Raw genomic sequence first — 25,875 nt, 5'->3', positions numbered from 1 at the left:
TTTGGTCAGGATTCCAGAACGATGTTCATGCCCTTGGCTTGATCCCCGGTATGGACGCGCAGGGTCTTGCCTTCGGCATCCGTGACGCCCCGGAACACGCGCCCATCCTCCAGTTCGATGCGATATTTCCGGTTAGCCAGGGGTTCCTGGGTCGCTTGGTCCAGGATGCGGAACTGCTCGTCATGGGGGGCCTCCCCCTGGGGCAGGGAGGGCAGGCTGGGTTCCACCTTTTGTGCCCCCATCATCTTCACCCCCGCCGCGTGGATCTCCAGGGCGCCGGGGAGCTGGATGACCATGTTGCCGTCTTTCATGGTGAGGGCACCGCCTCCGGCGGCGAGGTGGAGGGCGATCTTGGCGAGGATCTCGGAGCTGGCGGTGGCGGAAACGATCTGGACCTCCTGGTCCGCCACGAGGCCGAGCTTGCCTTCGTGGGCCTGGATGTCGATGTTGCCCTTGCCTGCGAAGAGCTTGATGCCGGATTTCGCGGCAAAGACGCTCCAGGCCTCCTGGGCGGCCATCATGATGCGCTTGCCGGCGGCGATCACCGTGTCCTGGCCGCTGTCCAGGTGGATGTTCTGTCCGGCGCTGCTGTGGGCGCTGGCGGGGGTGGCTTGCACGATGCCTGCGGGGCTAGAGAGGACCAGCAGGGGGTCGGCGAAGGCGGGCACTTCTGTTTGCCCAGTCTGGACGGTTTTCTTCAGGGTGTCCTGAGCTTTCTTCGCAGTCTCCAGGCTGCCCAGGGGCTCCATCTGGTGCTTTTCGGCCACATCGCTGAGGGCCTTGGTGAGCTGCTGGCCGCTCTCGAGCTGGCTGTGCAGCCCAACAGCCTCCAGGGCGGCACTGCCGCCCTCGGTGCTGAGCAGCAGGCCCTTCTCGCCCCGGAGGGTGCCGTAGGCCTCGCTGCGCAGCTCGAAGCCGGTGCCTTTGGCTTCCGCCACCCCCAGGGCCCTGGGATGGACGATGTGGCCCAGGTTCAGTTCGGTCTTGGCGTGGTCACTGGCCAATCGGGCCCGCAGCTCGTTGGTGCTGTCGTCGAAGAGGAGTTCGTTACCGCCGCTCCCCTTGTGCATCTTGGAGCGCATACCCGAGATGGCCTTATCGCCGGGGAGGCTGGAGGCCAGGCTGAAGGTGGCGGGCTTGCGCTGCCCGCCCGGGAGGACACCCAGGATCACGGGCTTGTCGGGGTCGTTGTTGAGGAACTGGATCAGCACTTCGTCGCCAGCCCGAGGCAGAAATCCCCCGCCCATGCCCTGGCTGGACCAGGGCTGGAGGAGGCGCACCCAGGTGCTATCCCGATCTGTGCCCGTGGCCCCGGCCAAGGGGTGGTCCTCCTTGCGGGTGCAGTGGAGTTCGACCTTGATGCGCCCCACCTCGTCGGTGTGGACCTCCTCGCCTTCGGGGCCGACGACCGTGGCGGTCTGGAGGCCGGGGTCCGGGGCTTCCAGCTCCTCCGGGAGGATGGGAATGCCCTGGCGAAGGCACTCGAAGCGATTGGTGTAGACCTGTGCGGCCTCGTGGCCGGTCTTCAATCCCCCGAAGTTGTTCTCGGCCTCCAGTTTCAACGCGGTCAGGACGAAGGTGCGCTGGGCCTTGGGGTCGGCGTCGTGGACGGGGTGGTCCTCCAGGACGAAGCTCGTGCCCACCCGGAAGTCCCGCACGGTGCCCTCGCCCACGAAGCCCTTGGTGCGCTGCTCCCAGACCTGGGCGCGGCTGGTGGTGGCCTTTTCGTGGCCTTGAAGCTCGTCGTGCTCCAGGGGCGCCTCGTGGCGGTAGTCCTCCAGGGTCGAGGCCAGGGCGTTGCCGAAGGCTCCCTGGTCCGAGAGGAGCTCTTCGCTGGTGGTGCTGAGGGCGCCGCTGCTGTGGTCCCAGGTGCGCCGGGTGACCCTGCCCACCTGGAGGCTGCGCTGGGCCTGCCAGCCCGTGATGGTGTCGGCCTCCTCGGTGCCATCGGCCCGGTGGAAGCGGACCTCTTCGGCCTCGTTCTCGTCCAGGTCCCGGGGATCGTCGAAGAGGATGAGGGTGTGCTGGGGGTGCTCCGGGCTGCTGTCGGGGCTGGGGGCGATGACGAAGGAGACGCCGATCCTGGCGAGGCGGCGGCGGATGAAGTCCCACTTGTTATCGTCGCAGAGGAAGGCGAAGTCCCGGACGGGGTAGCTCTGCTTCTTGAGGCAACGGTCTTCGAGGTGGAGGGTGGCGGCAAAAACGCTATTGTTTGCCAGCTCTTCGTTGATCAGGAGCTTGGCGATCTCCAGATCGGTCTTCTGGAGGAAGATTCGGGAACTGCGGCCCAGGCGCAGAGCGGCGGTGACGGGCTCCACCACGAGGCGATAGGTGGAGAATCCACCATCGGACCCCTCGCTGTGGACTTCGGTGATGACCCCGCAGATGAGTCGCTTGTCGCCGCTGTCCGTGAGGATGCTGATCTCGACGGGAACGCCCTGGAGCTTCTTCAAGGGGAAGTGGGCGTCCTGGCAGAGGACCCAGATCTGGTAGCTGAAGCCTTCGTTGATGGCCTCGGTGCCTTTGATCCGATGGACCAGGAACTTGCCCTCGGGGATGCCGCTGTCGCCGGAGAAATGGATCCCCAGGAGGCGGGTGGCCTGGCTGATGAAGGCGTTGAGGATATCGGTGAGGCTGGTGGGAAGCTGGGGCAGGTAGGGGCTCAGGCCTGAGGTGGCGGCATTCAAGAGAGACATGGTTCGACTCCGATGATTAAAGCATACAACAACTATGTATGAATCAATCTTGGGAGAGGCTATTCCTGTCTGGTCCTAGGCGCGTCGAGCGACGGGTGCCCCTGTCCGGGGCACTCAGGTCCAAAGCCATCGCGCCATGTGAGCGAAATTACTTATAGCTGCTCTGATTGGGGTTCCGCTCCCCCATCTCCTCCCAAAGCCGCTGAAGGCTCTGGAGGCGTTCGGGGTAGTCCAGGTCCAGGTTGTCATCGAAGGGGTCCAGCCCGGTGGGGTCCTCGATCCAGTCCCCCGGGAACTCCGGGAAGACCTGGGCCAGGAGGGAGCGGTCGAAGCCGCGAACGGACAGGGTGCGGATGCCGGGGGTATCGATGAGGGTGCCCCCGTAGGGCGTGGGGAGCCACCGGGCGGCGGTGGTGGTCTGGCGGCCCGTGCCGTACTTGCTCATATCCCCGGTCTTGACCTTCGCGTCTGGCAGGAGGGCGTTGACCAGGGTGCTCTTGCCCACCCCGCTATGACCCACCAGGACCACGGTGCGGTCCTTCAGCAGGGTCTGCAGAGGTTCGAGACCTGCGCCCTTGGCGGCGCTGGTTTCCAGGATGGACAGGTCCTGCTCCCGGAGGGCATCCAGCTCGGGCAGGGTGTCCTTGACGCTGGCGCGGTCCCGCTTGGTGACGACGATGCGAAAGGTGAGGCCTGCCGCCAGGGCCAGGGTCTGGGCCCGCTCCAGGATCCCGGGCCGAAGGGGTGGGTCCACCACGGCGGCGCAGACCCACAGCTCATCTGCGTTGGCGCAGATGAGCTGCCAGGGCTCCCGGTCGTCGATTCCTCCCCGTTTCAGCAGGGTGTGGCGGGGCATGATCGCCACCACCTGCACCTGGGGGAGGTTGGACTCCACGTATTCGATGGGCACCGGAGAGTAGCGCACCCGGTCACCCACCACCAGCTTCACTCCCTTGAGCTTGCCAGCAAGGGAGGCCCTCAGAATGGACCGATCCGCCAGTTCCAGATCTACCCACTGGCTGTGACGCTGGATCAGGGTGGCTTCCTCCAGGTGCATCCAGGGCGCTGGGTCTGGGAGGGTCAGCATCGAGGCCGCATCGTGGTCCTCAATGTCCGTCAACAGGCGCTCGGCGCTCTGTTGACGGCGCTTGCTCTGGGCCTTGCCCTCCCGGGCGTAGGAGTCGGGACGGTCCAGGTCGTCGGCGTGACGGCTCTGGCCAAGGCGGTATTTGCGCGTAGACACGCTAGGCCCGGCCCGCGAACTCTCCGGTTTCCGTGCTCACCTTGACCTTTTCGCCCTCCTTGATGAAGAGGGGCACCTTGACTTCCAGACCCGTCTCCAGCTTGGCGGGCTTGGTGACATTGCCGCTGGCCGTGTCGCCGCGGCTGCCAGGCTCGGTGTAGGTCACGGTCAGTTCGACGTGCTGGGGCATCTGGAGGCCGATGGGGTTGTCGTTGAACTTCTGGATCTGGACGATCATGCCCTCCAGCAGGTAGTCCAGGGCGTGGTCCACCATCTCGTCGTTGAGGGTCAGGGTCTCGTAGGTCTCCTGGTCCATGAAGTGGTGCCCCTCGCCATCGCTGTACAGGTAGCTGGCGGGATTCATGGTGAGATCTGGCTCCTTGAACTTGTCGCCAGCCTTGAAGGTCTTGTCGAAGACGGCGCGGGTCAGGAGGTTCCGCATCTTGAGGCGGACCAGGGTCTGGCCTCCGCGGGCGGTGGGGGTGGAGACTTCCACATCCAGACAGTGATACGGCGTGTCTTCGAACTCGAAGAACATCTTGCGCTTGATTTCAATGGCTTCGATCAGGGCGGCCATGGGGACCTCGAAAAGGGCAAATCATCATTGTATCGTTACCCTTCCCTTTCGCCATCCCTGTCAGGATTGGAGCGCAGGCCGTGCCTTGGCGATATGATGTGAGGTTAGGTTCATACATGCCAGAGATTCCCACCAAGATTGGACGCTATACCGTGCAACGCACCCTCGGCTACGGGGCCATGGGGAGGGTCTACCTAGCGGATGATCCCCTCCTCAAGCGTCGCCTGGCCATCAAGGTTGTGCGGGCGGTGGGTGAAGAACGGGATCTTGCCCTGGACCGCTTCAAGCGCGAGGCAGAGATCTCTGCCCAGCTCAATCATCCGAATGTCGTCACCATCTACGATGTGGGGGAGGAACCGGACCTGGGGCCCTTCCTGGCCATGGAATACGTCGAGGGGAGCAGCCTGGGCAAGCTCATCCGGGACGGGAATCTGGAGGTGGAGACCTGTCTTGGAATCCTGATCCAGGCCATGCGGGCCCTCCGGGCGGCTCACCGCCATGCCATCGTTCACCGTGATGTGAAACCCGACAATATCCTGGTGTCCGAGGACGGCCGGGTGAAGCTCATGGACTTCGGCATCGCCAAGACCATGGCTCCCCGCATGACTGCCTCCGGGGAATTCCTGGGATCTCCCGCATACAGCGCGCCCGAGCTTCTGCGGGGGGAGGACCCTACGCCGAGCAGCGATCGATATGCCTTTGCCGTCACAGCCTTCGAATTGCTGACGGGTCAGCTGCCTCACCCCGGCAGTAATGTTGCCGCTGTGATTTCCCATGTGCTCCACGAGGGCCCGGTCATCCCGCCGGGCATGTCTGGGCCCGTGGGCAACGTCTTCAGGCGTGCTCTGGCCAGTGATCCGGATGATAGGTATGAAACATTAATGCAATTCTTACTGGCCCTGATGGACACATACCCCTTGGATGACTTGGCTCGGGGGCGGGTGGAGGATCTCTTCCGCCACGATGACCACGCTGGCGATATCGTGCCCCTCCGAAGGACCCGCGCGCCTCGTCAGGTGACCGGTTCGGAGTCCATTGGAGCCAGCGGGTCTTTTCACGCCCGTGCCACGCCTGTTCGTCCCACACCGGTCTACAGCCAGACCGGAACGATGAAGATCGAGCTCGATCCGGACGCCCTGGATAATCCCAGGACCACGGCCAGCCACCCCGCCAAGCTGGACCACTCTTCTGAGCCCATCCGTCCCTGGGTGCTGGTGGCGTGGATTGTGGTGGTGTGGATCGTGGGTTCGGTCTTCTGGGCCGTGATGGACTACCTCAGGCATCCGTAGAGGGTCCGCATCAGCAGGAACTGGGCTCCGTTCCAGCAGGCGTGGACAAGGATGGAGGTCCAGAGGCTGCCGGTGCGCAGGAAGGCGAGTCCCATGGTGAGCCCCAGGAGGCTCAGGAGGGGCAGGCCCATGGGTTGGAGGTGCATGGCGCCGAAGGCCAGGGCCCCCAGGAGCAGAGCGGGCCAGGGGGAGAGGCGACGTCGGAGGGCCGGGAGGAGGCAGCCCCGGAACATGAGTTCCTCGAAGCAGGGGGCCAGCAACGCCACCGTCAGGAAGAGGGGGAGGGCGGTCCCAAGGGTGCGGGCCCTGGTGAGGATTTCGATCAGTTCCCGCTGCGGAGGCTCCTCGCTCGGCATCACTTGGCTCAGGGCAAGGGAGAGGGCAAGGGCCAGGAGCACGGTGAGGCCCAGGTAGCCCAGGCCCCAGGCCAGGTTCCGGCCCAGGGGCCCAGGAGTCATGCGGTGCCAGAGCTCCTTGAAACCGATTCCCTCCATTCCGCAGAGGAGGCCGGTGCCGATGAGGGCGTGGAAGAGATAGGCGCAGGGCAGGGCCCAGGGACGCAGGAAAGGCAGGACCGCCAGGAGGGCCTGGACGAAGGTGCCCGAAAACTGCATGGCCAGGAACCAGCCCAGGAAGAGGATGGCCAGGGCTCGTCCTCCGAGGGCGAGGGGTGGCAGGGGCGCTGGGGGAGTCGGCTTTCGGATGGAGAGGAAAAGGGCGAAGCCCAGGCCGCCCACAAGGACCATGCCTGCAAGGCATCCGAGAGCTCCGAGGGCCCAGAGGCGCATCCTGAGCCTGTCTGACGCCGCACGTCTGAATGACACGGCATCCTGTCCCCCGGCCTCCATGAGCCGGGCCTGTAGCAGACTGGCGGCATGGGTCTGCCCCAGCCCCCTATCGACCAAGGTCCAGGTGCCGGGCTCAGGCTGGGGGCCAGCCAGGTAGGCCCTCTTCCAAGCCTGGGTGAGGGCTGGGGGGGAATCCTGGAGCCACCCCGCCGCCGTGGAGACCTGCCCGGCCTCGGCGGCATGGATTGCCAGTATGGTTCGATCCCAGGGGTTCTGGGCCTGCTTCTGGAGGGCGGTCCATGGGGCCTTGGAGCCGAGCACGCTCAGCTGAAGGTCCAGGAGGCGCCCCGACACGGAGACTTGGTCACCCATGGGGCCAGGAGCCATGCGCCTCTGGAGGCTTGCCCAGGCCATCAGCAGGGTGAGCACGGCCAGGAGGACGATCAGGGGATCAGCCCATTGGGGGTGGGGGCGCCAAGCGCGGTCGAGCTGGGGGGCATGGAGAGCCATGGATACCACAATGAGCCCTGGGATACCCTGAAGGAAGACCGTGGGGTCTTGTGGAGAACATCTTGAAGCCATTCTGCTACACGACAGAGGTCCGATTCCGTGATCTGGATGCCCTGGGGCATGTCAACAACGCTGTGTATCTCACCTATCTAGAGCAGGCCCGCATCCGGTGGTGGGATGATCAACTCCAGGGGCGCCCCTGGCGTGAGCACGGCTTTCTTGTCGTCAGGACCGAGATCGACTACCGCAAACCGCTCTTCTTCCACGATGTGGTCAAGGTCGAGCTGTTCTGCAGCCAGATCGGCACCAGCTCCTTCACCCTGAGTTTCAAGTTCCGTCGGGAGAAGGACGACGTGGTGGTCGCGGAGGGGCATACCGTGCAGGTCATGATGGATTTCAATGCGGATCGCCCCCGGCCCATCCCCCCCGAGGCCCTCGAATGGCTGAAGACCCGGGTATGATCCCTGAACTCCAGCTGGGCACTGTGGAATGGGAAGGGCGCTGCCTCATGGTGGCCCCCCTGCCCTCTGATCCCGGTCGCGTGGTGGACCTCCACCGGGTGGAGCGGGTGCGTCTGGCTAAGCTAGGTGAGGGACACTCCGAGATCCTGGCCGAGGCTACGGTGCCGCCCCGTATCCGGGCTGTGCTGGAGGCCGGCCCCAGGGCGCTACAGCGGGTGCGTCAGGCCTTGGCCTACGCGGAGAAATGGGAGCGTCGCAGCGGGCTTCCAGAGGATCTGGCGCTGCCTCTGGAGGGCCTGCGCTTCTGTCCATGCCTGCCGGAGCCCAGTGCCATCCGTCGCGCCGATGGGCGGGCCTTGGACCGGGTTTCGGTACGGGGCCCACTTGCTGCACTGAGTCAGCTGCCCCTTCCGACCCTGGCGGTCATCGGGATGCACGGCGGGCGATCGGCGGGCTTCTGTCTGGCTCTTGAGGAACCCGAAGGTGTGGTGTTGGGGGGCTGGCTCACCTTCCGATGGCCTGAGGGGCACCTGGAAATCTCGGGGGCGGGCCACTCCCGCAGCATCCCTGTGGAGGCCTGGGAGGGACTTTCCCTGCCCCTACTCCAGCCCGGGGAGGTAAGGCTCCTGCCCCCGCCGCGCCTGAGGCCCATTCCCGGCCTGGGGGCCGGAAGCTGGGTGGAGGTAAAAGCCCCCTTCGAGGTTCTGCGCCTTCAGCTCGGGGGGGATATCTCCCATCCGACGGTCCAGTAGGGTTCGGTGTCGGGGGATGAGCGGGGGCATTACCCCAGAGCCAGCATCCGCTCCAGGGGCTTCAGGGCCTTTATCCGAAGCTCCTCACCCATGGTGATCTCAGGCTTGAGGTCCCGCAGGGCTAGGTAGACCTTCTCCAGGGTGTTGAGCTTCATGTAAGGGCAGAGGGAGCAGTTGCAACCGCTGTCCGCTGGAATGGGAATGAGCTGGGCTTCGGGGCGCAGCTTGTGCATCTGGTGCAGGATGCCGCTCTCGGTGCCCACGATGAAAGACTCGGCTGGGTTCTCAGCGACGTAACGCAGCAGGGCCGCTGTGGAGCCCACGAAATCGGCCATGCGGCTCACAGAGGCGTCGCACTCGGGGTGGACAATGAGCTTGGCCTCGGGGTGCTGGGCTCTGAGGGCGGCGACGCGCTTGGCAGTGAACTGCTCGTGGACGATGCAGAAGCCGGGGTAGAGGACCATCTCGCGGCCCGTCTGTCCCATGATCCAGCGCCCCAGGTGGCGGTCAGGGGCGAAGACCACGGGCCTGTCCTTGGGAAGACTGTTCACAACCCGCACGGCGTTGGAACTGGTGCAGATGATGGTGGAGAGGGCTTTGACGCCAGCCGAGCAGTTGATGTAGCTGACGACCTCGTGATCCGGGTAGTCCTTGAGAAACTCCGCGAAGGTTTCGGCGGGGCAGCGATCCGCGAGACTGCACCCGGCGTCGAGGTCCGGGAGGACTACGGTCTTGCCTGGATTGAGGATCTTGGCGGTTTCCGCCATGAAGTGGACGCCGCAGAAAGCGATCACATCGGCGCTCGTCTTCTGGGCGGCCTGGGCCAGCTGGAGGCTGTCACCAACGAAGTCCGCCAGGTCCTGGATCTCCGGCTCCTGGTAGTAGTGGGCGAGGATCACGGCGTTGCGCTCCTTGCGGAGCCGCCGGATCTCAGCCACGAGGTCGAGGCCGGGTTCGATGCTGTCGATATCGGGAACATAGGGAAGCGCACACATGGCCCTAGTCTAACCCCTGGGGGAAGATCCTGAGAGGGAGCTCCACGGAGGGCGGCGTTCCCAACCTTCCGCTTGGAGGTAGCCGGGCTTCCGGCGATCCTGAGGGTTCGATTTGAACTTAATGGGTGTCCAGGTCACTTCTGGACGCGGACCCTGATACTGGAGGCGATGGCATGGTGAGAACGGCATGGCGGCTGGGCATGGGAGCAGCGGGACTGCTTGCGGTTCTCCCGGGGGCATCCCTGGCGGCCCAAACCCCCTATCTGCGGGGTTCCGACGCGGTGACCATCGGGCGCAGCGGGGCTGGCGTGGCTTTCGGCCGCAGCCTGGAGGCTGCCTCCATCAACCCCGCACTCCTGGTGACCCTCCAGGACTCAAGGTCGGCATATGTCTCCATGGGCCTGGAATTGCAGTCCTCCACCTCTACCCTGGCGGCCAATGGCCTGAAGCTCTCCACCTCGGATCGGAACCGCCTCCTGCCAGCCTTCGGGGCGGCCTGGAGGCTGAGCCCGACCTTCGCTCTGGGGCTCAAGCTGGACACTCCGGTCCTCAGGCACGGAACCCTCCCGGTCGAGGCCACCAGCCGCTTCTACTGGCAGGGCATCGATCTCTCGGTGCATCGGCTGGAGCTCCAGGGCTCATGGGCGTTGTCTGAACAGCTCAGCCTGGGCCTGGGCCTGGGCCTGGCCCGGATTTCCTACGCCTCGGATGTCAGCGTGAGGGCCATTGTCCCCGAGGATGCGAGCAGTGCCTATGCTCCGGGGACGAACGATGCCCAGGCCCTGGCGGAACAGTCCCTCCATCAGAGCGGTAGCAAGACCACAGGTTGCTTCTCGCTTGGCTTCCGCTACGCGGTCAATCCGCGGTGGACCCTTGGTGGCAGCTATTCGAAAATTCTCAAGGCGGACCTCTCGATGAGCGCCAGCAAGGGCAGTGCCGGGGTCACGACGGGGGTCGATGGGTACAGCCAGCCTTCAGCGGGCATTGATGATGCTGTCCAGACCGTGCTCACCTCTTCACGGGCCCAGGCAGGGAGCGGCTCCGTGGAGATACCGGGAGTGGCCACCCTCGGGGTTCGTCATCGCTTCAATCAGCTCTTCACTTGGGAGCTGGATCTGCGTTACACGCAGGGGGCCAGCACGAAGCTGCCCTCCCAGGCCAGCTTGATCACCACGAGCGGGACCGTGGACGCTCCCACCTCTGGTGCCGGATACCGAAACGCCCTGGGCATGAGCCTCATGGGGGAGATCGCGTTCACCAAGCGTCTGACCGGGCGCATCGGTATGGCAGTGGACGCTGCCACCGTGGAGGACCAAGCCATCGACCCCGTGGTGGGGGGGGCGGCCTCTTCTGCCTTCTCTGTGGGGGCGGGCTACCGGGTCTGGGGAGGGGAGCTCAATGTCGGCCTCCAGGTCCGTCAGTCCAAGGATACGGACTCCGATCGGCTGAACGCAGTGTGGACGGCGGATGGGGTAAGGACAGTCTCCGGCAAGACCCGTGTCGAGGGCACCGGTTACACCTGTGCCATCGGTTTCCGCAGGAGCTTCTGATGCGCTTTCTGGGACCCCACGCATGTTCCGAAGCCCTGGAGCGCGGCGCACTTCAAGTGCTCCGCATTGCACCCCAGTCCTGGGAGCGTTCCTCCAAGCTGCGGACAGACGCCAGGGAGCAGGGGGTGACCATCCACCGGGAACCCATGGACAGCCTGGACCGCCGGGCACAAGGGGAGAGGCACCAGGGTATTCTGGGCGAGGGGGAGGATGTGAAGCTCAGCGCCCTCGATGAACTCATCCAGCGGGTGAAGGAGCGCGGGGAGAAGGCCCTGGTCCTGGCCCTGGATGGGGTTACGGATCCGCACAACTTCGGGGCCATTCTCCGCACGGCCGCCGCAGCGGGTGTGGATGGCGTGGTCTTTCCGGAGCGGCGTTCGGCCCAGGTCAACGAGACCGTAATCCGGGCCAGTGCCGGGACTGCGGGGCGGATTCCCCTGGTCCGGGTGGTCAACCTGGGCCGTGCCCTGGACGAACTCAAGGAAGCCGGAGCCTGGGTATACGGTCTGGCGGCTGGCCCTGGGAGCCGGGCCTATCTGGAGGAGTCCTTTGACCGCAGCACCGTCCTGGTGATGGGTGCTGAAGGAGAAGGGCTGCACCAGAAGATTCGTGAGCGCTGCGATGGGCTGCTCCGCATCCCCATGCCCGGTGGAATCGAGAGCCTGAATGTGTCCGCAGCCGCGGCTGTGGTGGTCTTCCAGGTCCTTGCCCGCAGGGAAGACGGCTGCAGCTGAATCTTTTTGGTTGTGGTGTTCGGAAAGGCGTGATAGATTTCCTATTCCTGCCGGAAAAACCCCGCAACGGTTCGACCAGTAGGAAGATCTTTGGACAGCGCCGAGATGGCCGAGTGGTTAATGGCAGCAGACTGTAAATCTGCCACGCATCGCGTTACGGAGGTTCGAATCCTTCTCTCGGCACCACTCCCCAACTCCTTTTTCGGAAGGGTTGGTTGATCTGCGGGAATAGCTCAGTTGGTAGAGCGTCAGCCTTCCAAGCTGAATGTCGCGGGTTCGAACCCCGTTTCCCGCTCCAGCACCTCGCTGGGTTCCCCCGCGAGGCCCCCGCCCACATAGCTCAGTGGCAGAGCACTTCCTTGGTAAGGAAGAGGTCGCCGGTTCGATCCCGGCTGTGGGCTCCAGTTTTTTCAATTCGTGCGTATACTCAACGGTTCACACTTCTCTTCAGGAGGCAATTGTGGCGAAGGAAAAATTTGATCGTTCAAAGCCCCACGTCAACATCGGCACCATCGGCCACGTGGATCACGGCAAAACCACTCTGACTGCAGCTATCACCTTCATTCTCTCCAAGAAGTTCGGTGGTCAGGCCAAGTCCTACGATCAGATCGACTCCGCTCCCGAGGAGAAGGCCCGTGGGATCACGATTAACACCGCCCACGTCGAGTACCAGACCGAGAAGCGTCACTACGCTCACGTGGACTGCCCTGGTCACGCCGACTACATCAAGAACATGATCACCGGTGCGGCTCAGATGGACGGCGCCATTCTGGTGGTTGCCGCCACCGACGGCCCCATGCCCCAGACCCGCGAGCACATCCTGCTGGCCCGTCAGGTCGGTGTGCCCTCCCTGGTGGTGTTCATGAACAAGATGGACATCGCTGATCCCGAGCTGGCCGAGCTGGTCGAGATGGAGCTCCGCGAGCTGCTCTCCTCCTACGGCTTCCCTGGCGACGACATCCCCGTGGTTCGTGGGTCGGCGAAGGCCGCCCTGGATGACGCCACCGCTGGCAACCTTGAGACGGATAACACCAAGGCCATCTACGAGCTCATGGATGCCGTGGACAGCTACATTCCCGATCCCGCCCGTCCCACCGATCTGCCCTTCCTGATGCCCGTCGAGGATGTCTTCACCATCACCGGTCGTGGCACCGTGGTGACTGGCCGTATCGAGCAGGGCGTGGTCAAGGTCGGCGAGGAAATCGAGATCGTCGGCATCAAGGACACCGTCAAGAAGATCGTGACCGGCGTCGAGATGTTCAAGAAGACCCTGGACGAAGGCCGCGCTGGTGACAACGCGGGCATCCTGCTCCGCGGTGTGGAGCGCAAGGATGTTGAGCGTGGTCAGGTTCTGGCCAAGGCCGGCAGCATCAAGCCCCACAGCAAGTTCACGGCCGCTGTCTACGTCCTGAACAAGGAAGAGGGCGGACGTCACACCCCCTTCTTCAACAAGTATCGCCCCCAGTTCTTCTTCCGCACCACGGACGTGACCGGTTCCATCACCCTGGAAGAGGGCCGCGAGATGGTCATGCCCGGTGACAACGTCACCCTGACCGTTGAGCTGATCTGCCCCGTCGCCATGGAGAAGGGCCTGAAGTTCGCCATCCGTGAGGGTGGTCGCACCGTGGGTTCCGGCCGCGTTGACGAAGTCGTCGAGTAGGGATCAGACATGCGCGACAACATCCAGCTCCAGTGCACCGAGTGCAAGCGTAAGAACTACACGACTACCAAGAACAAGAAGACCGTCACCGGTAAGCTGGAACTCAAGAAGTTCTGCCGCTTCTGCGGCGGGCACAAGGTTCATCGCGAATCCAAGTGATTTGACTGCCCGGGCCAGGTTTCTCGCTTGGTCCGGGCAGCAGCGCTAGGCCCGCATAGGGGAGTAGCTCAGTTGGCAGAGCAGCGGACTCCAAATCCGCAGGTCGCAGGTTCGACCCCTGTCTCCCCTGCCACCTCTTGTTTCGGCCCCGGCCTGAGAGCTGGGGCCGGTTTCGTAAATGCAAGCCCTCTCTGGGGGTATCCCTTTGATCTCCACCATCAAGCAACAGACGAAGGATCTGGCCACCGAGCTGCAACGCGTGGATTGGCCCTCCAAGGACAAGGTTCTGGGATCCACCTATGCGGTGGTGATCGTTTCCGTGTTCGTGGGCGCCTTTCTCTGGGGTGCCGATTGGGTGATCTCCTGGGGGATGAAGTTCATCCTTCCCCACCACTGATCGGAGGATCATGATGTCCGATATGACGGAGGTCCGGATGGAAACTGCTGGCGCGATCGCCGACCGCATGATGGCCTGGTTCATCATTCACACCTATTCCGGCTACGAGGCCAAGGTGATGGAAAGCCTGCGGCAGCGCATCAAGATGGAAGAGCGTGACGATTGCTTCGGGGACATCCAGATCCCCGAGGAGACCTATGAAGAAATGAAGGTCGACGCCAAGTCCGGGAAGAAGGAACGCGTTCTCAAGAAGCGCAAGTCCTTCCCGGGCTATCTCCTCGTCCAGATCGCCGTCACCAAGAAGGGCGCGAACTATGAGATGGAGGATGCCGACTGGCATCTGGTGCGCAACACCCCGAAGGTGACCTCCTTCGTCGGTGCCAATAAGAAGCGCCCCACCCCTCTGACGGAAGAAGAAGTCCGGCAGATCATGAATCACACGGAAGAGACGCAGGAGCGTCCCAAGCCGAAATTCCACTTTGAGAAGGGCGAAAAAGTCCGTATCATAGATGGCCCCTTCGCCAATTTTGAAGGGGATGTGGAAGAGATCCACGAAGAGCGCTCCACCATCAAGGTGATGGTGACGGTGTTCGGTCGCAGCACCCCTGTGGAGCTCGATTTCATCCAGGTTGAGAAGCGCTGACGCGCTTCTCAAAATGAAAAGCAACACCCCTGGCGGATCCGGCAATCCCGTCGGCCGCACACCAAGGCAGTAGTTGCCAGCATTCGCTGGAATCCACTGCAGGAAAAGGAAGCAAGACATGGCTAAGAAGATCACTGGTTACATCAAGCTGCAGCTCCCCGCTGGCGAGGCCACTCCGGCCCCTCCCGTTGGCCCCGCCCTGGGTCAGCACGGCGTCAACATCATGGAGTTCGTGAAGCAGTTCAACGCGAAGTCCGTGACTGCCGTCGAGAAGGGCACCATCCTTCCCGTGGTCATCACCGTCTATGCGGACCGCAGCTTCAGCTTCATCCTCAAGACCCCTCCCGCCGCCGTGCTGATCAAGAAGAAGCTCGGCCTGGAAAAGGGCAGTGCCACCCCCAACAAGATCAAGGTCGGCAAGATCACCAAGGCTCAGATCGAAGAGATCGCCAAGGTCAAGATGCCTGATCTGAACGCCGCCAGCCTGGAAAGCGCCATGCGCTCCATCTCCGGTTCCGCGCGCTCCATGGGTGTGGAAATCATCGACTGAACTTGAACCCGGGGGCTTCCCTCCCCCGGATTTTTGTGCGGAGACCCGCGCCGTGCGGGGAACCCGGTAACCGCGACCGTTATCGCGGAAGATCTTCAAAACAGGAGAAACAATGGCAAAACCTGGAAAGAAGTACCAGGCAGCCGCCTCCAAGATCGAAGATCGCCCCTACGAGCTGAATGAAGCCCTGACCACCATCAAGGACCTGGCCTTTGCCAAGTTCGACGAAACGGTGGAAGTGCACATGAGGCTCGGCGTTGACCCCCGCCACGCTGACCAGATGGTCCGTGGCACCATCGTGCTCCCCCACGGAACGGGACGGACGATGCGCGTGGCGGTCATTGCTGCGGGCGAAAAGATCAAGGACGCAGAAGCCGCCGGTGCGGAAATCGTGGGCGGTGACGATCTTGTCGAGCGTATCGCAGGCGGTTTCCTTGAATTCGACGCCCTTGTGGCCACCCCGGACATGATGAAGGGCGTGGGTCGCCTGGGTAAGGTGCTGGGCCCCCGCGGCCTCATGCCCAACCCCAAGACCGGCACCGTGACCTTCGATGTGGCCAAGGCCATCAAGGAGATCAAGGCTGGCAAGGTCGAGTACCGCGTCGACAAGACGGGCATCATCCACGCTCCCGTGGGCAAGCTGTCCTTCGGAGTCGAAAAGCTCGCCGAGAATGCCAAGGCCCTCATTGACGCCGTCCAGAAGGCCAAGCCTTCCGCCGCCAAGGGCAAGTACGTCAAGGCCATGCATATGGCTTCGACCATGGGCCCCAGCGTCACGTTGTCCACCAGCATGATTGAGAAGTGAGGCGGACCATGGATCGTGATCAAAAACGTAATGAAGTGGCCGAGCTCAAGGGAACGTTCTCTGCAGCCAAGTCCGCGGTCGTCCTGGAGTTCAAGGGCCTGACCGTCGACAAGGACACCACGTTCCGCAAGAACATCCGCGAGAGCAAGGCCCAGTACCGAGTCTCCAAGAACACCCTCCTTCGCCTTGCGGTGAAGGAAACCGCCTTCGAGAGCCTGACGCCCCACTTCAAGGGCGCCACCGCTGTGGCCACCACCGAGAACGATGTGGTGTCCCTCGCCAAGGCTGTGAACAACTTCCTCAAGGACAACCCGGCTGCGACCTTCAAGGGCGCCATCCTGGATGGTCAGCAGGTCTCCGTTGCGGAGTTCAAGACCATCGCCGAGCTGCCCAGCCGCGAAGTCCTCGTTAGCAAGCTGCTCTACCTCATGCAGTACCCGATCTCTGGCCTGGCTGTCGCCCTCGACCAGATCCGTAAGCAGAAGGAAGGCGCGGCCTAGCCGTTTTCCCCCATTCGAATCCGAAAATTTTGAGAGGAGTACACCATGGCTCTCACCGCTGATCAGCTGATCCAGGAAATTGAAACCATGACCGTCCTCGAGCTGGCCAATCTGGTCAAGGCCCTCGAGGAGCGCTTCGGCGTCACCGCCGCTGCCGTTGCGGCCCCTGCCGCCGGCGCCGCCCCCGCCGCCGCTGCTGAAGAGAAGACCGACTTCGACGTGGTGCTGGCCGATGCCGGCGCTGCCAAGCTGAACGTCATCAAGGCCGTCCGCGAGATCGTCCCCGGCCTGGGTCTGAAGGAAGCCAAGGACCTGGTCGATGGCGCCCCCAAGACCATCAAGGAAGGCGCGACCAAGGAAGAGGCCCAGAAGATCAAGGAAAAGCTGGAAGCCGCTGGCGCCAAGGTCGAGATCAAGTAGTCTCGCCCGCGTTTCAAGGACAAAGCGTAAGGCGTCACATGCGCCTTGCGCTTTGTCCTTTGACGCTGCCTAAAGTGGTATGCTACTTTCTTGTGCCTGGTCAGTGATGACAGGCTTTGATCTCTAGCCAATACGAAGGGCTCCGGTTGCAACCAAATCTGTGCACCAGCACCCCCAAGTTCATGAGGTCCGCTTCCCCGCACGGTAACAGGGGGGAAGCTGGCCGTAGGCCTGTTCCCGCGACTGAACCCTTGAATATCCATGTTTTCCATCGCCCCCAGGCCACTGGCCTGGCCGGGCTGACTCAGGAGTGAACCATGAGCGTTCAACAGAACATCTATCGCCAGCGCCATTCGTTCTCGAAGATTCGCTCCTTGGTTCCCATCCCGAATCTGATCGATATCCAGAAGCGCAGCTACGACGAGTTCCTGCAGATGAACCTGCTCCACGAGGAGCGGGACAACCGCGGCCTGCGTACTGTCTTTGAATCCATGTTCCCGGTCCACAACGCCAAGAATCCCGATGGCTCCGATGCCAGCCTGGAAGTCGAGTTCGTGGATTACACCGTGGGTCACTGGGCTTGCAAGTGCGGAAAGAATGAAGGCTTGGGCCACCTCCGCACCACCTGCAAGAGCTGCGGCCACCACATCGTGGCCGACCACCCCAAGGACGCCACGGTGGATTGCCCCAAGTGCGGCACCCGCAACAAGAACGAAGCCACCATCTGCGACGTGTGCAATGAGCCTGTGGGCCTGCACTCCAAGATGAGCATGGAGGAATGCGTCGAGCGTGGCGCCACCATGGCGGCCCCCCTGAAGATCCGGGTGCGCCTGAACCAGTTCGACAAGGACGACAAGGGCAACCGGCGTTTCAAGCAGAGCCAGGAGTCCGAGGTCTACTTCGGCGACATCCCCACCATGACGGACCGTGGCACCTTCATCATCAATGGTACGGAACGCGTGATTGTCTCCCAGTTGCACCGCAGCCCGGGGGCCTTCTTCTCCATCGCCTCGGACAAGTCCCTCTACAGCGCCCAGATCATCCCCTACCGCGGCAGCTGGATCGAGTTCGAGCTGGATACCAAGGGCCTCTTCTACGCCCGCATCGACCGCAAGCGGAAGTTCCTGGGTTCCACCTTCATGCGCGCCCTGGGGCTCTTTGACGAGGCCCTCGCGGACAACCAGTCCATCCTGTCCCACTTCTACACCCCCCACACCTTCCGGCTCCAGGGCGAAGAACTCGCCGTGAGTCCCGGCGAGCTGCTGGTGGGCCAGAAGGCCATCGAGGATGTCAAGGATCCCAAGACCGGCGATGTGATCGTGGCCAAGGGCAAGAGCGTCAGCCGCCGCCTTCTGGACCACATGGTCAAGGCCCAGGTCCCCTTCGTCCCCGTCGACCGGGCTCTGCTGGAAGGCGCCGTCCTGATCCAGGATGTCGTCAACATGAACACCGGTGAGGTGCTGCTGGAGGCCAATGACGCCTTCGTGCAGACCCACCTGGAGATGTTCCTGGCCAACAACGTAGATGAGTTCGTGGTCTGCTTCCCCGACCAGGACGCCACCGGCAAGGTGCTCTCCGAGACCCTGGCCAAGGATCACACCGAGGATTGCGAGGAGGCCGCCAAGGAGCTCTTCAAGAAGATCCGTCCCGGTGAGCCCGCCACCCTGGAGTCCAGCAAGAAGCTGCTCTACTCCATGTTCTTCGATCCCCAGAAGTACGACCTCTCCAAGGTCGGCCGCCACAAGATGAACGCCAAACTGAGCCTGGAGACGGACCTGGACCTGCGCACCCTGCGCACCGAGGACTTCATCCAGACGGTGCACTACCTTCTGCGCCTCAAGAAGTACGACACCACCCGTTCCGATCGGGCCGAGGGCGAAGTGGCCCCCGTCCGCAAGGACGACATTGATCACCTGGGCAACCGCCGCGTCCGCTCCGTGGGCGAACTCCTGGAGAACTGCTTCCGGGTCGGCCTGGTGCGTGTCCAGCGGGCCATCAAGGAGAAGTTCTCCATGGCCCAGGACCCCAACAGCCCCCTGCAGGCCCATGACCTGATCAACTCCAAGCCCGTCATCGCGGCCATGAAGGAGTTCTTCGGCTCCAGCCAGCTCTCCCAGTTCATGGATCAGACCAACCCCCTCTCGGAGATCACCCACAAGCGGCGCCTCTCCGCTCTGGGACCTGGCGGTCTGAGCCGTGATCGTGCAGGCTTCGAGGTGCGCGACGTGCACACCTCCCACTACGGCCGCATCTGCCCCATCGAGACCCCTGAAGGTCCCAACATCGGTCTGATCTCCTCGCTGAGCTGCTACGCACGCATCAACGAGTTCGGCTTCATCGAGTCCCCCTACCTCAAGGTGGAGAACGGCCGCATCACCCACTTCGCCAAGATCACCAGCGTGGGCGACCTCAAACTGGCCGATGTGACCATCGTGGACCCCAAGAACGGCACCCCCCTCAAAGAGGAACTGCTCAAGGGCCTGACCTCCCTCTACCTCCAGGTGGTTCCCCTGGATCAGTTGGCCGAGGCCAATGCCAAGCTGGAGAAGGCCGGCAAGCGTCCTGCCAAGTTCGAGATGCACGCCTTCTACCTCTCCGCCTGGGAAGAGGATGTCCACACCATCGCCCAGGCCAACGCCGAGGTGGATGCGAACGGCATGCTGGTGGACGAGTCCCTGGTGGCCCGTATCGCCGGTGAAAACACCACCGTGGATCGCGAGAAGATCACCCTCATGGACGTGAGCCCCAAGCAGCTCGTGTCTGTGGCGGCCTCCCTCATCCCCTTCCTCGAGAATGACGACGCCAACCGAGCCCTGATGGGCGCGAACATGCAGCGTCAGGCTGTGCCGCTCATCCGCACCGAAGCCCCCATTGTGGGCACCGGCATGGAATACTACGCGGCCAAGGACTCCGGTGCCTGCGTGGTCTGCCGCCGCTCCGGCATCGTCGAGACCGCGGAGGCCAACCGTGTGGTGGTCCGGGTGGAAGACGATCCCGAGACCGATACCGACGAAAGCGGTGTGGACATCTACACCCTGGTCAAGTACTCCCGCTCCAACCAGAACACCTGCCTCAACCAGGTCCCCCTGGTGAAGAAGGGTGAGTATGTCGCCCAGGGCCAGATCCTGGCTGACGGCCCCTGCTGCGAGCACGGCGAACTGGCCCTGGGCCGGAACCTCGTGGTCGCCTACATGCCCTGGCGCGGATACAACTTCGAGGACGCCATCCTGATCTCCGAGCGCGTCGTCAAGGAAGACCTCTACACCACGATCCACATCGAGGAATTCGAGGTCCACGCCCGCGACACCAAGCTCGGCCCTGAAGAAATCACCCGCGACATCCCCCAGGTCCGCGAGGAGATGCTCAAGAACCTCGACGAGTCCGGCATCATCCGCATCGGTGCCACCGTGCGTCACGGCGACATCCTGGTGGGCAAGGTCACCCCCAAGGGCGAGACCATCCTCTCCCCCGAGGAGAAGCTCCTCCGCGCCATCTTCGGCGAGAAGGCCTCCGATGTGAAGGACGCCTCCCTCACCGTGGGCCCCGGCATCGAAGGTACCGTCGTCGATGTCAAGGTCTTCACCCGCAAGGGCCAGGAGAAGGATCTCCGCACCCAGCAGATCGAGCGTGACCAGATCGCCAAGTGGGAGAAGGATCTCGGGGACGAGGAACGCATCATCCGCGCCGAGGCCAAGAAGAAGATCGTGACCCTCCTGAAGAATAAGGAGCTCTCCGAAGTCCTGACCGACGACAAGGGCAAGGAGCTCCTGCCCAAGGCCAAGAAACTCACCCAGAACATGCTGGAGGCCGTCCCCTACGGGCGCTTCCGTCAGGTCACCGTCGCCGCCGGCAAGGAGCGCATCGAGGCCCAGGTCCTGGACATCCTGGACAAGACCGAGAGCCAGCTCCGCGTGCTGCGCGACATCCTGAACGAGCGCGTCGATCGCCTCGTGAAGGGTGATGAGCTGATGCCCGGCGTCCTCAAGACCGTCAAGGTCTACGTGGCCGTCAAGCGCAAGCTGCAGGTCGGTGACAAGATGGCCGGTCGCCACGGCAACAAGGGCGTGGTCAGCCGCATCCTCCCCATCGAGGATCTGCCCTACCTGGCCGACGGAACCCCCGTGGACATCGTGCTGAACCCCTTGGGCGTGCCTTCCCGTATGAATATCGGGCAGGTGCTCGAGGCCCACTTGGGCTGGGCCGGCAAGGTCCTGGGCGTCCACTTCGCCACCCCCGTCTTCGACGGCGCCAAGACTCCTGACATCAAGGAGTGGCTGAAGAAGGCCAACGAGAAGGCTCCCCACGGAGCGGGTGTGGATGTGAAGGTCAAGCGCTACGACCCCGTCAGCGGCGATCTGGAAGAGATCGTCATCCCCGATGGTAAGTCCGTGCTCTACGACGGCATGACCGGCGAGGCCTACGAGCAGCCTGTGAACGTTGGTTGCGTCTACATGTTGAAGCTGCACCACTTGGTGGACAACAAGATCCACGCCCGGAGCATTGGGCCCTACAGCCTCATCACCCAGCAGCCCCTGGGCGGCAAGGCCCAGTTCGGCGGCCAGCGTTTCGGCGAGATGGAGGTGTGGGCCCTGGAAGCTTACGGCGCCGCCCACATCCTGCAGGAACTGCTGACCTACAAGTCCGACGATATGCACGGTCGCACGCAGATCTACCAGGCCATCATCAAGGGCGAGCCCATCAAGGATCCCGGACTTCCCGAGAGCTTCAACGTGGTGAAGAAGGAACTGAATGCGCTTTGCATCGACGTGGAGATGCTCACCCGGGAGGAGCTGGAACCCCAGCTCGAACTGGAAGAGGCCACCTTCACCATCGAGGCTTGATGGGAGGAGCCATCCTGGTTCCTCCACCCTGCAACCCCGTGAACTGATTTGGAGAGAGTTCTCATGTTTCCCGAACAGCAGAACATCAATGCCTACGAATGCATCAAGGTAAGCCTCGCTTCCCCGGACAAGATCCGGTCCTGGTCCAAGGGCGAGGTCACCAAGCCTGAAACCATCAACTACCGAAGCCTCAAGCCCGAACGCGACGGCCTCTTCTGCGCCCGGATCTTCGGACCCGTGAACGACTGGGAATGCCTGTGCGGCAAGTACAAGCGCCAGAAGTTCAAGGGCGTCGTCTGCGACAAGTGCGGCGTCGAGGTCACCAAGAAGGTCGTGCGCCGTGAGCGCATGGGCCACATCCAGCTGGCGAGCCCCGTCAGCCACGTGTGGTTCTTCAAGGGTGTCCCCAGCCGCATCGGCTACCTCCTGGACATCCCTCTCAAGGACCTGGAGCGCGTACTCTACTTCGAGGCCTACGCCGTCATCGACACCGGCGACACCTCCCTGAAGAAGCACGAGATCCTCGCCGAGGAGAAGTACCGCGAATACAAGGCCGAGTATGGCGAGCGCTTCCGCGCCATGATGGGCGCCGAGGGCATCAAGGAACTCCTGAAGCAGGTGGACGTCGAGGCCCTGGCCGTCGAGCTGCGCTACCTGATGAAGAACGAGTCCTCCGCCCAGAAGCGCATCAAGCTGGCCAAGCGCCTGAAGGTCACTGAGGCCTTCAAGCGCAGCGGCAACAAGCCCGAGTGGATGATCCTGGACGTGATCCCGGTCCTGCCCCCTGAGCTGCGCCCTCTGGTGCCTCTGGATGGCGGCCGCTTCGCCACCTCCGATCTGAACGATCTCTACCGCCGCGTCATCAACCGGAACAACCGCCTCAAGAAGCTGCTGGAGCTCCGCGCCCCCGACGTGATCGTGCGCAACGAAAAGCGCATGCTCCAGGAAGCCGCTGACGCCCTCTTCGAGAATGGCAAGCGGGGCCGCCTCCTTCGCGGCGTCTCCAATCGCCCCCTCAAGTCCCTGTCCGATGCCCTCAAGGGCAAGCAGGGCCGGTTCCGTCAGAACCTGCTGGGCAAGCGCGTGGACTACTCCGGTCGTTCCGTCATCGTGGTGGGACCTGACCTCAAGCTGCACCAGTGCGGTCTTCCCAAGAAGATGGCCCTGGAGCTCTTCAAGCCCTTCATCTTCAACCGCCTGGAGCACAAGGGCCACGCGGCCACCATCCGCCAGGCCAAGGAGATGGTGGAGCAGGGTGTCTCAGAGGTCTGGGACGTCCTGGAAGAGGTCATCCAGAACCACCCCGTCATGCTGAACCGCGCCCCGACCCTTCACCGTCTGGGCATCCAGGCCTTCCAGCCCGTCCTGGTGGAAGGCAAGGCCATCCGCCTGCACCCCCTGGTCTGCACCGCCTTCAACGCCGACTTCGACGGCGATCAGATGGCCGTCCACGTGCCCCTGAGCCCCATGGCCCAGACCGAGGCCCGGGTCCTGATGATGTCCACCCAGAACATCCTCAACCCCGCCAACGGCAAGCCCAACGTGGTGCCCAGCCAGGACATCGTGCTCGGCGGCTACTACCTGACCAAGAAGCGGCTCAGCCGCCGCGGTGAGGGCATGGTCTTCGGGAGCGCCAACGAGGTCGTGGCTGCCCACGAGGCCAAGGTGGTGGACACCCACGCCATCATCCAGCTCCGTTACACCGGCGAGGTCGTGGACACCGAGAAGTGGCACAAGGCTGATCCCAAGAAGCACTCCGAGCAGGAGGTCTTCGAATGCCCTTCCGAGGACGTGAAGGATCAGCTCATCACCACCACCGTGGGCCGCGTGATCTTCAACCGCGCCATGCCAGATGCGCTGCCCTTCATCAATGGTCTCCTGAAGAAGGAAGGCCTGCTGTCCCTGGTGAACCGCGCCTACAAGCTCAACGGTCCCGAAGTGACCATCCACATGCTGGACGCCATGAAGGATATCGGCTTCCAGTGGGCCATGAAGGCCGGCGTTTCCGTGGGTATCGATGACTTGGTGGTTCCCTCCACCAAGCCCGCCATCCTCAAGGGTGCCAACGAGGAAGTCCGTGCCATCGAGCACGAGTACTACCACGAAGGCAAGCTGGACGCCGCCACCCGCTACAACCGCATTCTGGAGGTGTGGGGCAAGGCTGCCGAGGACGTCGCCACGGACATGATGAAGGAGCTGGAGCGCCGCAACGACACGGATCGCTTCCTCAACTCCGTCTACATCATGGCCGACTCCGGCGCCCGTGGTTCCAAGACCCAGATCCGTCAGGTGGCGGGTATGCGTGGTCTGATGGCCAAGCCCTCCGGTGACATCATCGAGGCCCCCATCAAGGCTAACTTCAAGGAAGGCCTCTCCGTGCTCGAGTACTTCATCTCGACCCACGGCGCCCGTAAGGGTCTGGCCGACACCGCCCTCAAGACCGCCGACTCCGGCTACCTCACCCGCAAGCTGGTGGACGTGGCCCAGGACGTGATCATCAACGAGGACGACTGCGGCACCCTGGACGGCATCACGGTGGCGGCCATCGTCAACACCGATGGCACCATCCGGGCCCGGCTGCGCGACCGCATCATGGGCCGCGTCTGCCTCGATGACATCGTGGATCCCTACTCCAAGGAGATCATCGCGGCCTCCGGCACCCTCCTCACGGAGGAGCTGTCCTTCACCATCGAGACCTCCGGTGTCACCTCGGTGAAGATCCGCTCGGTCCTTACCTGCGAAGCCCGCCGCGGCTGCTGCGCCAAGTGCTACGGCCTGAACCTCTCCACCGGCAAGATGGTGGATCTGGGCGAGGCTGTGGGCGTGATCGCGGCCCAGTCCATCGGTGAGCCCGGCACCCAGCTGACCATGCGTACCTTCCACGTGGGTGGTGCGGCCAGCCGCACCTCCGAGAAGTCCACCCACGAGGCCCAGATCAAGGGCCTGGTGAAGCTGGATGGCATCAAGTCCGTGGAGGACCGCAACGGAGACGTGCGTGCCCTGAGCCGGTCCGGCTTCATCCTCGTGGTGGACAAGGACGGCAACGAGCGCGAGCGTTACAAGGTCGCCCCCGGCGCCACCATCCGCGTCAAGGATGGCGAGGAAGTGGAGCCCAAGACCGTTCTGGCCGAGTGGGATCCCTACAACGATTACCTGATCAACGAGAAGCCCGGCGTAGCCGACTTCAAGGAGTTCGATCTCAACGCCAGCTACCAGGAAGAGAAGGACCAGATCACCGGTCGCTTCCGTAAGCGCATCATCGATCCTACCGATGACAAGCTGCACCCCCACATCAACGTCAAGGGCGAGAACCACAAGGTTCTGCAGCGCTACAACATCCCCACCGGCGCCTACGTCGAAGTGGAGGATGGCCAGGAACTGCTGCCCGGCGATGTGCTGGCAAAGACCCCCCGCCAGCAGGCCAAGACCTCGGACATCACGGGCGGTCTGCCCCGCGTGACCGAGCTCTTCGAAGGCCGCAAGCCCAAGGATCCCGCCATCATTGCCGAGATCACCGGCATCGTGAAGTACGGGAACCGCGTGCGCGGCCAGCAGAAGGTCATTGTGGAAGCTGTGGACGGCGAGAAGGGCGAGTACCTGATCCCCCGCGGCAAGCACATTCAGGTGCAGGATGGCGACGAGATCCAGGCCGGTGAGAAGATCACCGAGGGTGCCGTCTCCCCCCACGATCTCCTCAAGGTCCAGGGCGAAAAGGCCCTCCAGGCCTTCCTCGTCAACGAGGTCCAGGAGGTCTACCGCGCCCAGGGTGTGACCATCAACGACAAACACATCGAGACCATCATCCGGCAGATGATGCGCTGGGTCATGATCACCGATGTGGGCGATACCCCGCTGATCGTCGAGGAGAAGGTGGACAAGCACCGCTTCAAGGAGATCAACGAGACCGCTTTGAACAACAGCGGCCAGCCTGCCACATGCGAGCCCCAGCTCCTGGGCATCACCAAGGCGGCACTGACCTCCGAGAGCTTCATCTCGGCGGCCTCCTTCCAGGAGACCACCCGGGTGCTCACCGAGGCCGCTCTTGAAGGACGCGTGGACTACCTGCGCGGCCTGAAGGAGAACGTCATCCTCGGCCGTCTGATCCCCGCGGGCACGGGCATGCCCATCTACCGCGGTCTCCAGATCGAGGAGGGCCAGTACCCTGAGCCTGTAGATACGGATCTCATGAACTCTGATGACTTCGACGACGAGTACAGCCGGATGGCCCAGCACGTCGAGGAGCTCCAGGGACTTTCGGAGATCGACGGAGATGAGTTGTAGTTTCGACTCTCCTCAACGAAAAGG

At 63.2% G+C, this 25,875-nt stretch carries 20 protein-coding genes and 4 tRNA genes; 19 read left to right on the top strand and 5 right to left on the bottom strand.

Annotated elements, in window-relative coordinates; translation table 11 throughout:
* Window positions 1–5: 5 nt before the first annotated feature.
* From HOLFODRAFT_RS0210050 to efp, 3 genes are all read right to left on the bottom strand, one after another.
* Window positions 6–2,696 (bottom strand): type VI secretion system Vgr family protein, encoded by a 2,691-nt coding sequence (locus HOLFODRAFT_RS0210050; RefSeq protein ID WP_005038403.1) that lies wholly within the window; start codon window positions 2,694–2,696, stop codon window positions 6–8.
* Between the two features lie 148 nt (window positions 2,697–2,844).
* Window positions 2,845–3,939: a ribosome small subunit-dependent GTPase A gene (rsgA, locus tag HOLFODRAFT_RS22990; RefSeq protein WP_005038401.1), complete on the bottom strand. Its 1,095-nt coding sequence runs from the start codon at window positions 3,937–3,939 to the stop codon at window positions 2,845–2,847.
* 1 nt (window position 3,940) lies between these two features.
* Window positions 3,941–4,516: an elongation factor P gene (efp, locus tag HOLFODRAFT_RS0210040; protein ID WP_005038399.1), complete on the bottom strand. Its 576-nt coding sequence runs from the start codon at window positions 4,514–4,516 to the stop codon at window positions 3,941–3,943.
* 116 nt (window positions 4,517–4,632) lie between these two features.
* On the opposite strand from efp, the gene HOLFODRAFT_RS22985 reads away from it, so the two are divergent.
* A complete protein-coding gene (locus tag HOLFODRAFT_RS22985; protein ID WP_005038397.1) occupies window positions 4,633–5,805 on the top strand; it encodes a serine/threonine-protein kinase in 1,173 nt (390 codons plus the stop codon).
* Here the strand turns inward: HOLFODRAFT_RS22985 and HOLFODRAFT_RS0210030 are convergent.
* On the bottom strand, window positions 5,787–7,103 hold the full coding sequence (locus HOLFODRAFT_RS0210030) for a CPBP family intramembrane glutamic endopeptidase (protein WP_005038395.1): 1,317 nt from the start codon (window positions 7,101–7,103) through the stop codon (window positions 5,787–5,789). The two genes, HOLFODRAFT_RS22985 and HOLFODRAFT_RS0210030, sit on opposite strands and share 19 nt — an antisense overlap.
* A gap of 62 nt (window positions 7,104–7,165) precedes the next feature.
* On the opposite strand from HOLFODRAFT_RS0210030, the gene HOLFODRAFT_RS0210025 reads away from it, so the two are divergent.
* A complete protein-coding gene (locus tag HOLFODRAFT_RS0210025) occupies window positions 7,166–7,564 on the top strand; it encodes an acyl-CoA thioesterase (protein WP_005038393.1) in 399 nt (132 codons plus the stop codon).
* Entirely contained in the window at window positions 7,561–8,316 is a 756-nt protein-coding gene (locus HOLFODRAFT_RS0210020; protein ID WP_026939223.1) for a hypothetical protein, read from the top strand. Before HOLFODRAFT_RS0210025 ends, HOLFODRAFT_RS0210020 begins: the two co-directional genes overlap by 4 nt.
* 29 nt (window positions 8,317–8,345) lie before the next feature.
* Here HOLFODRAFT_RS0210020 and nadA read toward each other — a convergent pair whose 3' ends face one another.
* Complete coding sequence (gene nadA / locus HOLFODRAFT_RS0210015; protein WP_005038388.1) at window positions 8,346–9,311, bottom strand: quinolinate synthase NadA; 966 nt, start codon at window positions 9,309–9,311, stop codon at window positions 8,346–8,348.
* Between the two features lie 173 nt (window positions 9,312–9,484).
* Between nadA and HOLFODRAFT_RS0210010 the strand changes: the two genes are divergently transcribed.
* The 16 genes from HOLFODRAFT_RS0210010 to rpoC all read left to right on the top strand — a co-directional run bounded on the left by HOLFODRAFT_RS0210010 (window position 9,485) and on the right by rpoC (window position 25,851).
* Entirely contained in the window at window positions 9,485–10,861 is a 1,377-nt protein-coding gene (locus HOLFODRAFT_RS0210010; protein WP_005038386.1) for an OmpP1/FadL family transporter, read from the top strand.
* Window positions 10,861–11,595, top strand: coding sequence for a 23S rRNA (guanosine(2251)-2'-O)-methyltransferase RlmB (gene rlmB, locus HOLFODRAFT_RS0210005; protein WP_005038384.1), 735 nt, complete (start codon window positions 10,861–10,863; stop codon window positions 11,593–11,595). The genes HOLFODRAFT_RS0210010 and rlmB overlap by 1 nt, the downstream gene beginning before the upstream one ends.
* Window positions 11,596–11,694: 99 nt before the next feature.
* Window positions 11,695–11,781, top strand: a tRNA-Tyr gene (locus HOLFODRAFT_RS0210000).
* 36 nt (window positions 11,782–11,817) lie between these two features.
* Window positions 11,818–11,893 (top strand) — tRNA-Gly (locus HOLFODRAFT_RS0209995).
* A gap of 31 nt (window positions 11,894–11,924) precedes the next feature.
* A tRNA-Thr gene (locus HOLFODRAFT_RS0209990) sits at window positions 11,925–11,999 on the top strand.
* A gap of 56 nt (window positions 12,000–12,055) precedes the next feature.
* Window positions 12,056–13,255 (top strand): elongation factor Tu, encoded by a 1,200-nt coding sequence (gene tuf, locus HOLFODRAFT_RS0209985; RefSeq protein WP_005038382.1) that lies wholly within the window; start codon window positions 12,056–12,058, stop codon window positions 13,253–13,255.
* A 9-nt stretch (window positions 13,256–13,264) separates the two neighbouring features.
* Window positions 13,265–13,414, top strand: coding sequence for a 50S ribosomal protein L33 (rpmG, locus tag HOLFODRAFT_RS0209980; RefSeq protein WP_005038380.1), 150 nt, complete (start codon window positions 13,265–13,267; stop codon window positions 13,412–13,414).
* Between the two features lie 57 nt (window positions 13,415–13,471).
* Window positions 13,472–13,547, top strand: a tRNA-Trp gene (locus HOLFODRAFT_RS0209975).
* 72 nt (window positions 13,548–13,619) lie between these two features.
* The gene (gene secE / locus HOLFODRAFT_RS0209970) at window positions 13,620–13,811 is read left to right on the top strand and encodes a preprotein translocase subunit SecE (RefSeq protein ID WP_005038378.1); all 192 of its coding nucleotides are present in this window, start codon (window positions 13,620–13,622) and stop codon (window positions 13,809–13,811) included.
* Between the two features lie 37 nt (window positions 13,812–13,848).
* A complete protein-coding gene (nusG, locus tag HOLFODRAFT_RS0209965; protein WP_211237947.1) occupies window positions 13,849–14,454 on the top strand; it encodes a transcription termination/antitermination protein NusG in 606 nt (201 codons plus the stop codon).
* Window positions 14,455–14,572: 118 nt separating this feature from the next.
* The gene (rplK, locus tag HOLFODRAFT_RS0209960; RefSeq protein WP_005038375.1) at window positions 14,573–15,004 is read left to right on the top strand and encodes a 50S ribosomal protein L11; all 432 of its coding nucleotides are present in this window, start codon (window positions 14,573–14,575) and stop codon (window positions 15,002–15,004) included.
* Window positions 15,005–15,116: 112 nt separating this feature from the next.
* The gene (rplA, locus tag HOLFODRAFT_RS0209955) at window positions 15,117–15,809 is read left to right on the top strand and encodes a 50S ribosomal protein L1 (protein WP_005038373.1); all 693 of its coding nucleotides are present in this window, start codon (window positions 15,117–15,119) and stop codon (window positions 15,807–15,809) included.
* A gap of 8 nt (window positions 15,810–15,817) precedes the next feature.
* Window positions 15,818–16,309, top strand: coding sequence for a 50S ribosomal protein L10 (gene rplJ / locus HOLFODRAFT_RS0209950; protein WP_005038372.1), 492 nt, complete (start codon window positions 15,818–15,820; stop codon window positions 16,307–16,309).
* Between the two features lie 45 nt (window positions 16,310–16,354).
* Window positions 16,355–16,729, top strand: coding sequence for a 50S ribosomal protein L7/L12 (rplL, locus tag HOLFODRAFT_RS0209945; RefSeq protein ID WP_005038370.1), 375 nt, complete (start codon window positions 16,355–16,357; stop codon window positions 16,727–16,729).
* Window positions 16,730–17,046: 317 nt separating this feature from the next.
* Window positions 17,047–21,570, top strand: coding sequence for a DNA-directed RNA polymerase subunit beta (gene rpoB, locus HOLFODRAFT_RS0209940; protein WP_005038368.1), 4,524 nt, complete (start codon window positions 17,047–17,049; stop codon window positions 21,568–21,570).
* 63 nt (window positions 21,571–21,633) lie between these two features.
* Window positions 21,634–25,851, top strand: a complete 4,218-nt coding sequence (rpoC, locus tag HOLFODRAFT_RS0209935; protein WP_005038366.1) for a DNA-directed RNA polymerase subunit beta' — start codon at window positions 21,634–21,636, stop codon at window positions 25,849–25,851.
* Window positions 25,852–25,875: the final 24 nt, after the last annotated feature.

Origin of the sequence: Holophaga foetida DSM 6591, assembly GCF_000242615.2 — a bacterium.
Classification (GTDB): domain Bacteria; phylum Acidobacteriota; class Holophagae; order Holophagales; family Holophagaceae; genus Holophaga; species Holophaga foetida.
The sequence above is the reverse complement of the archived record's forward strand: the minus strand, read 5'-3'. Positions and strand labels throughout refer to the sequence as shown.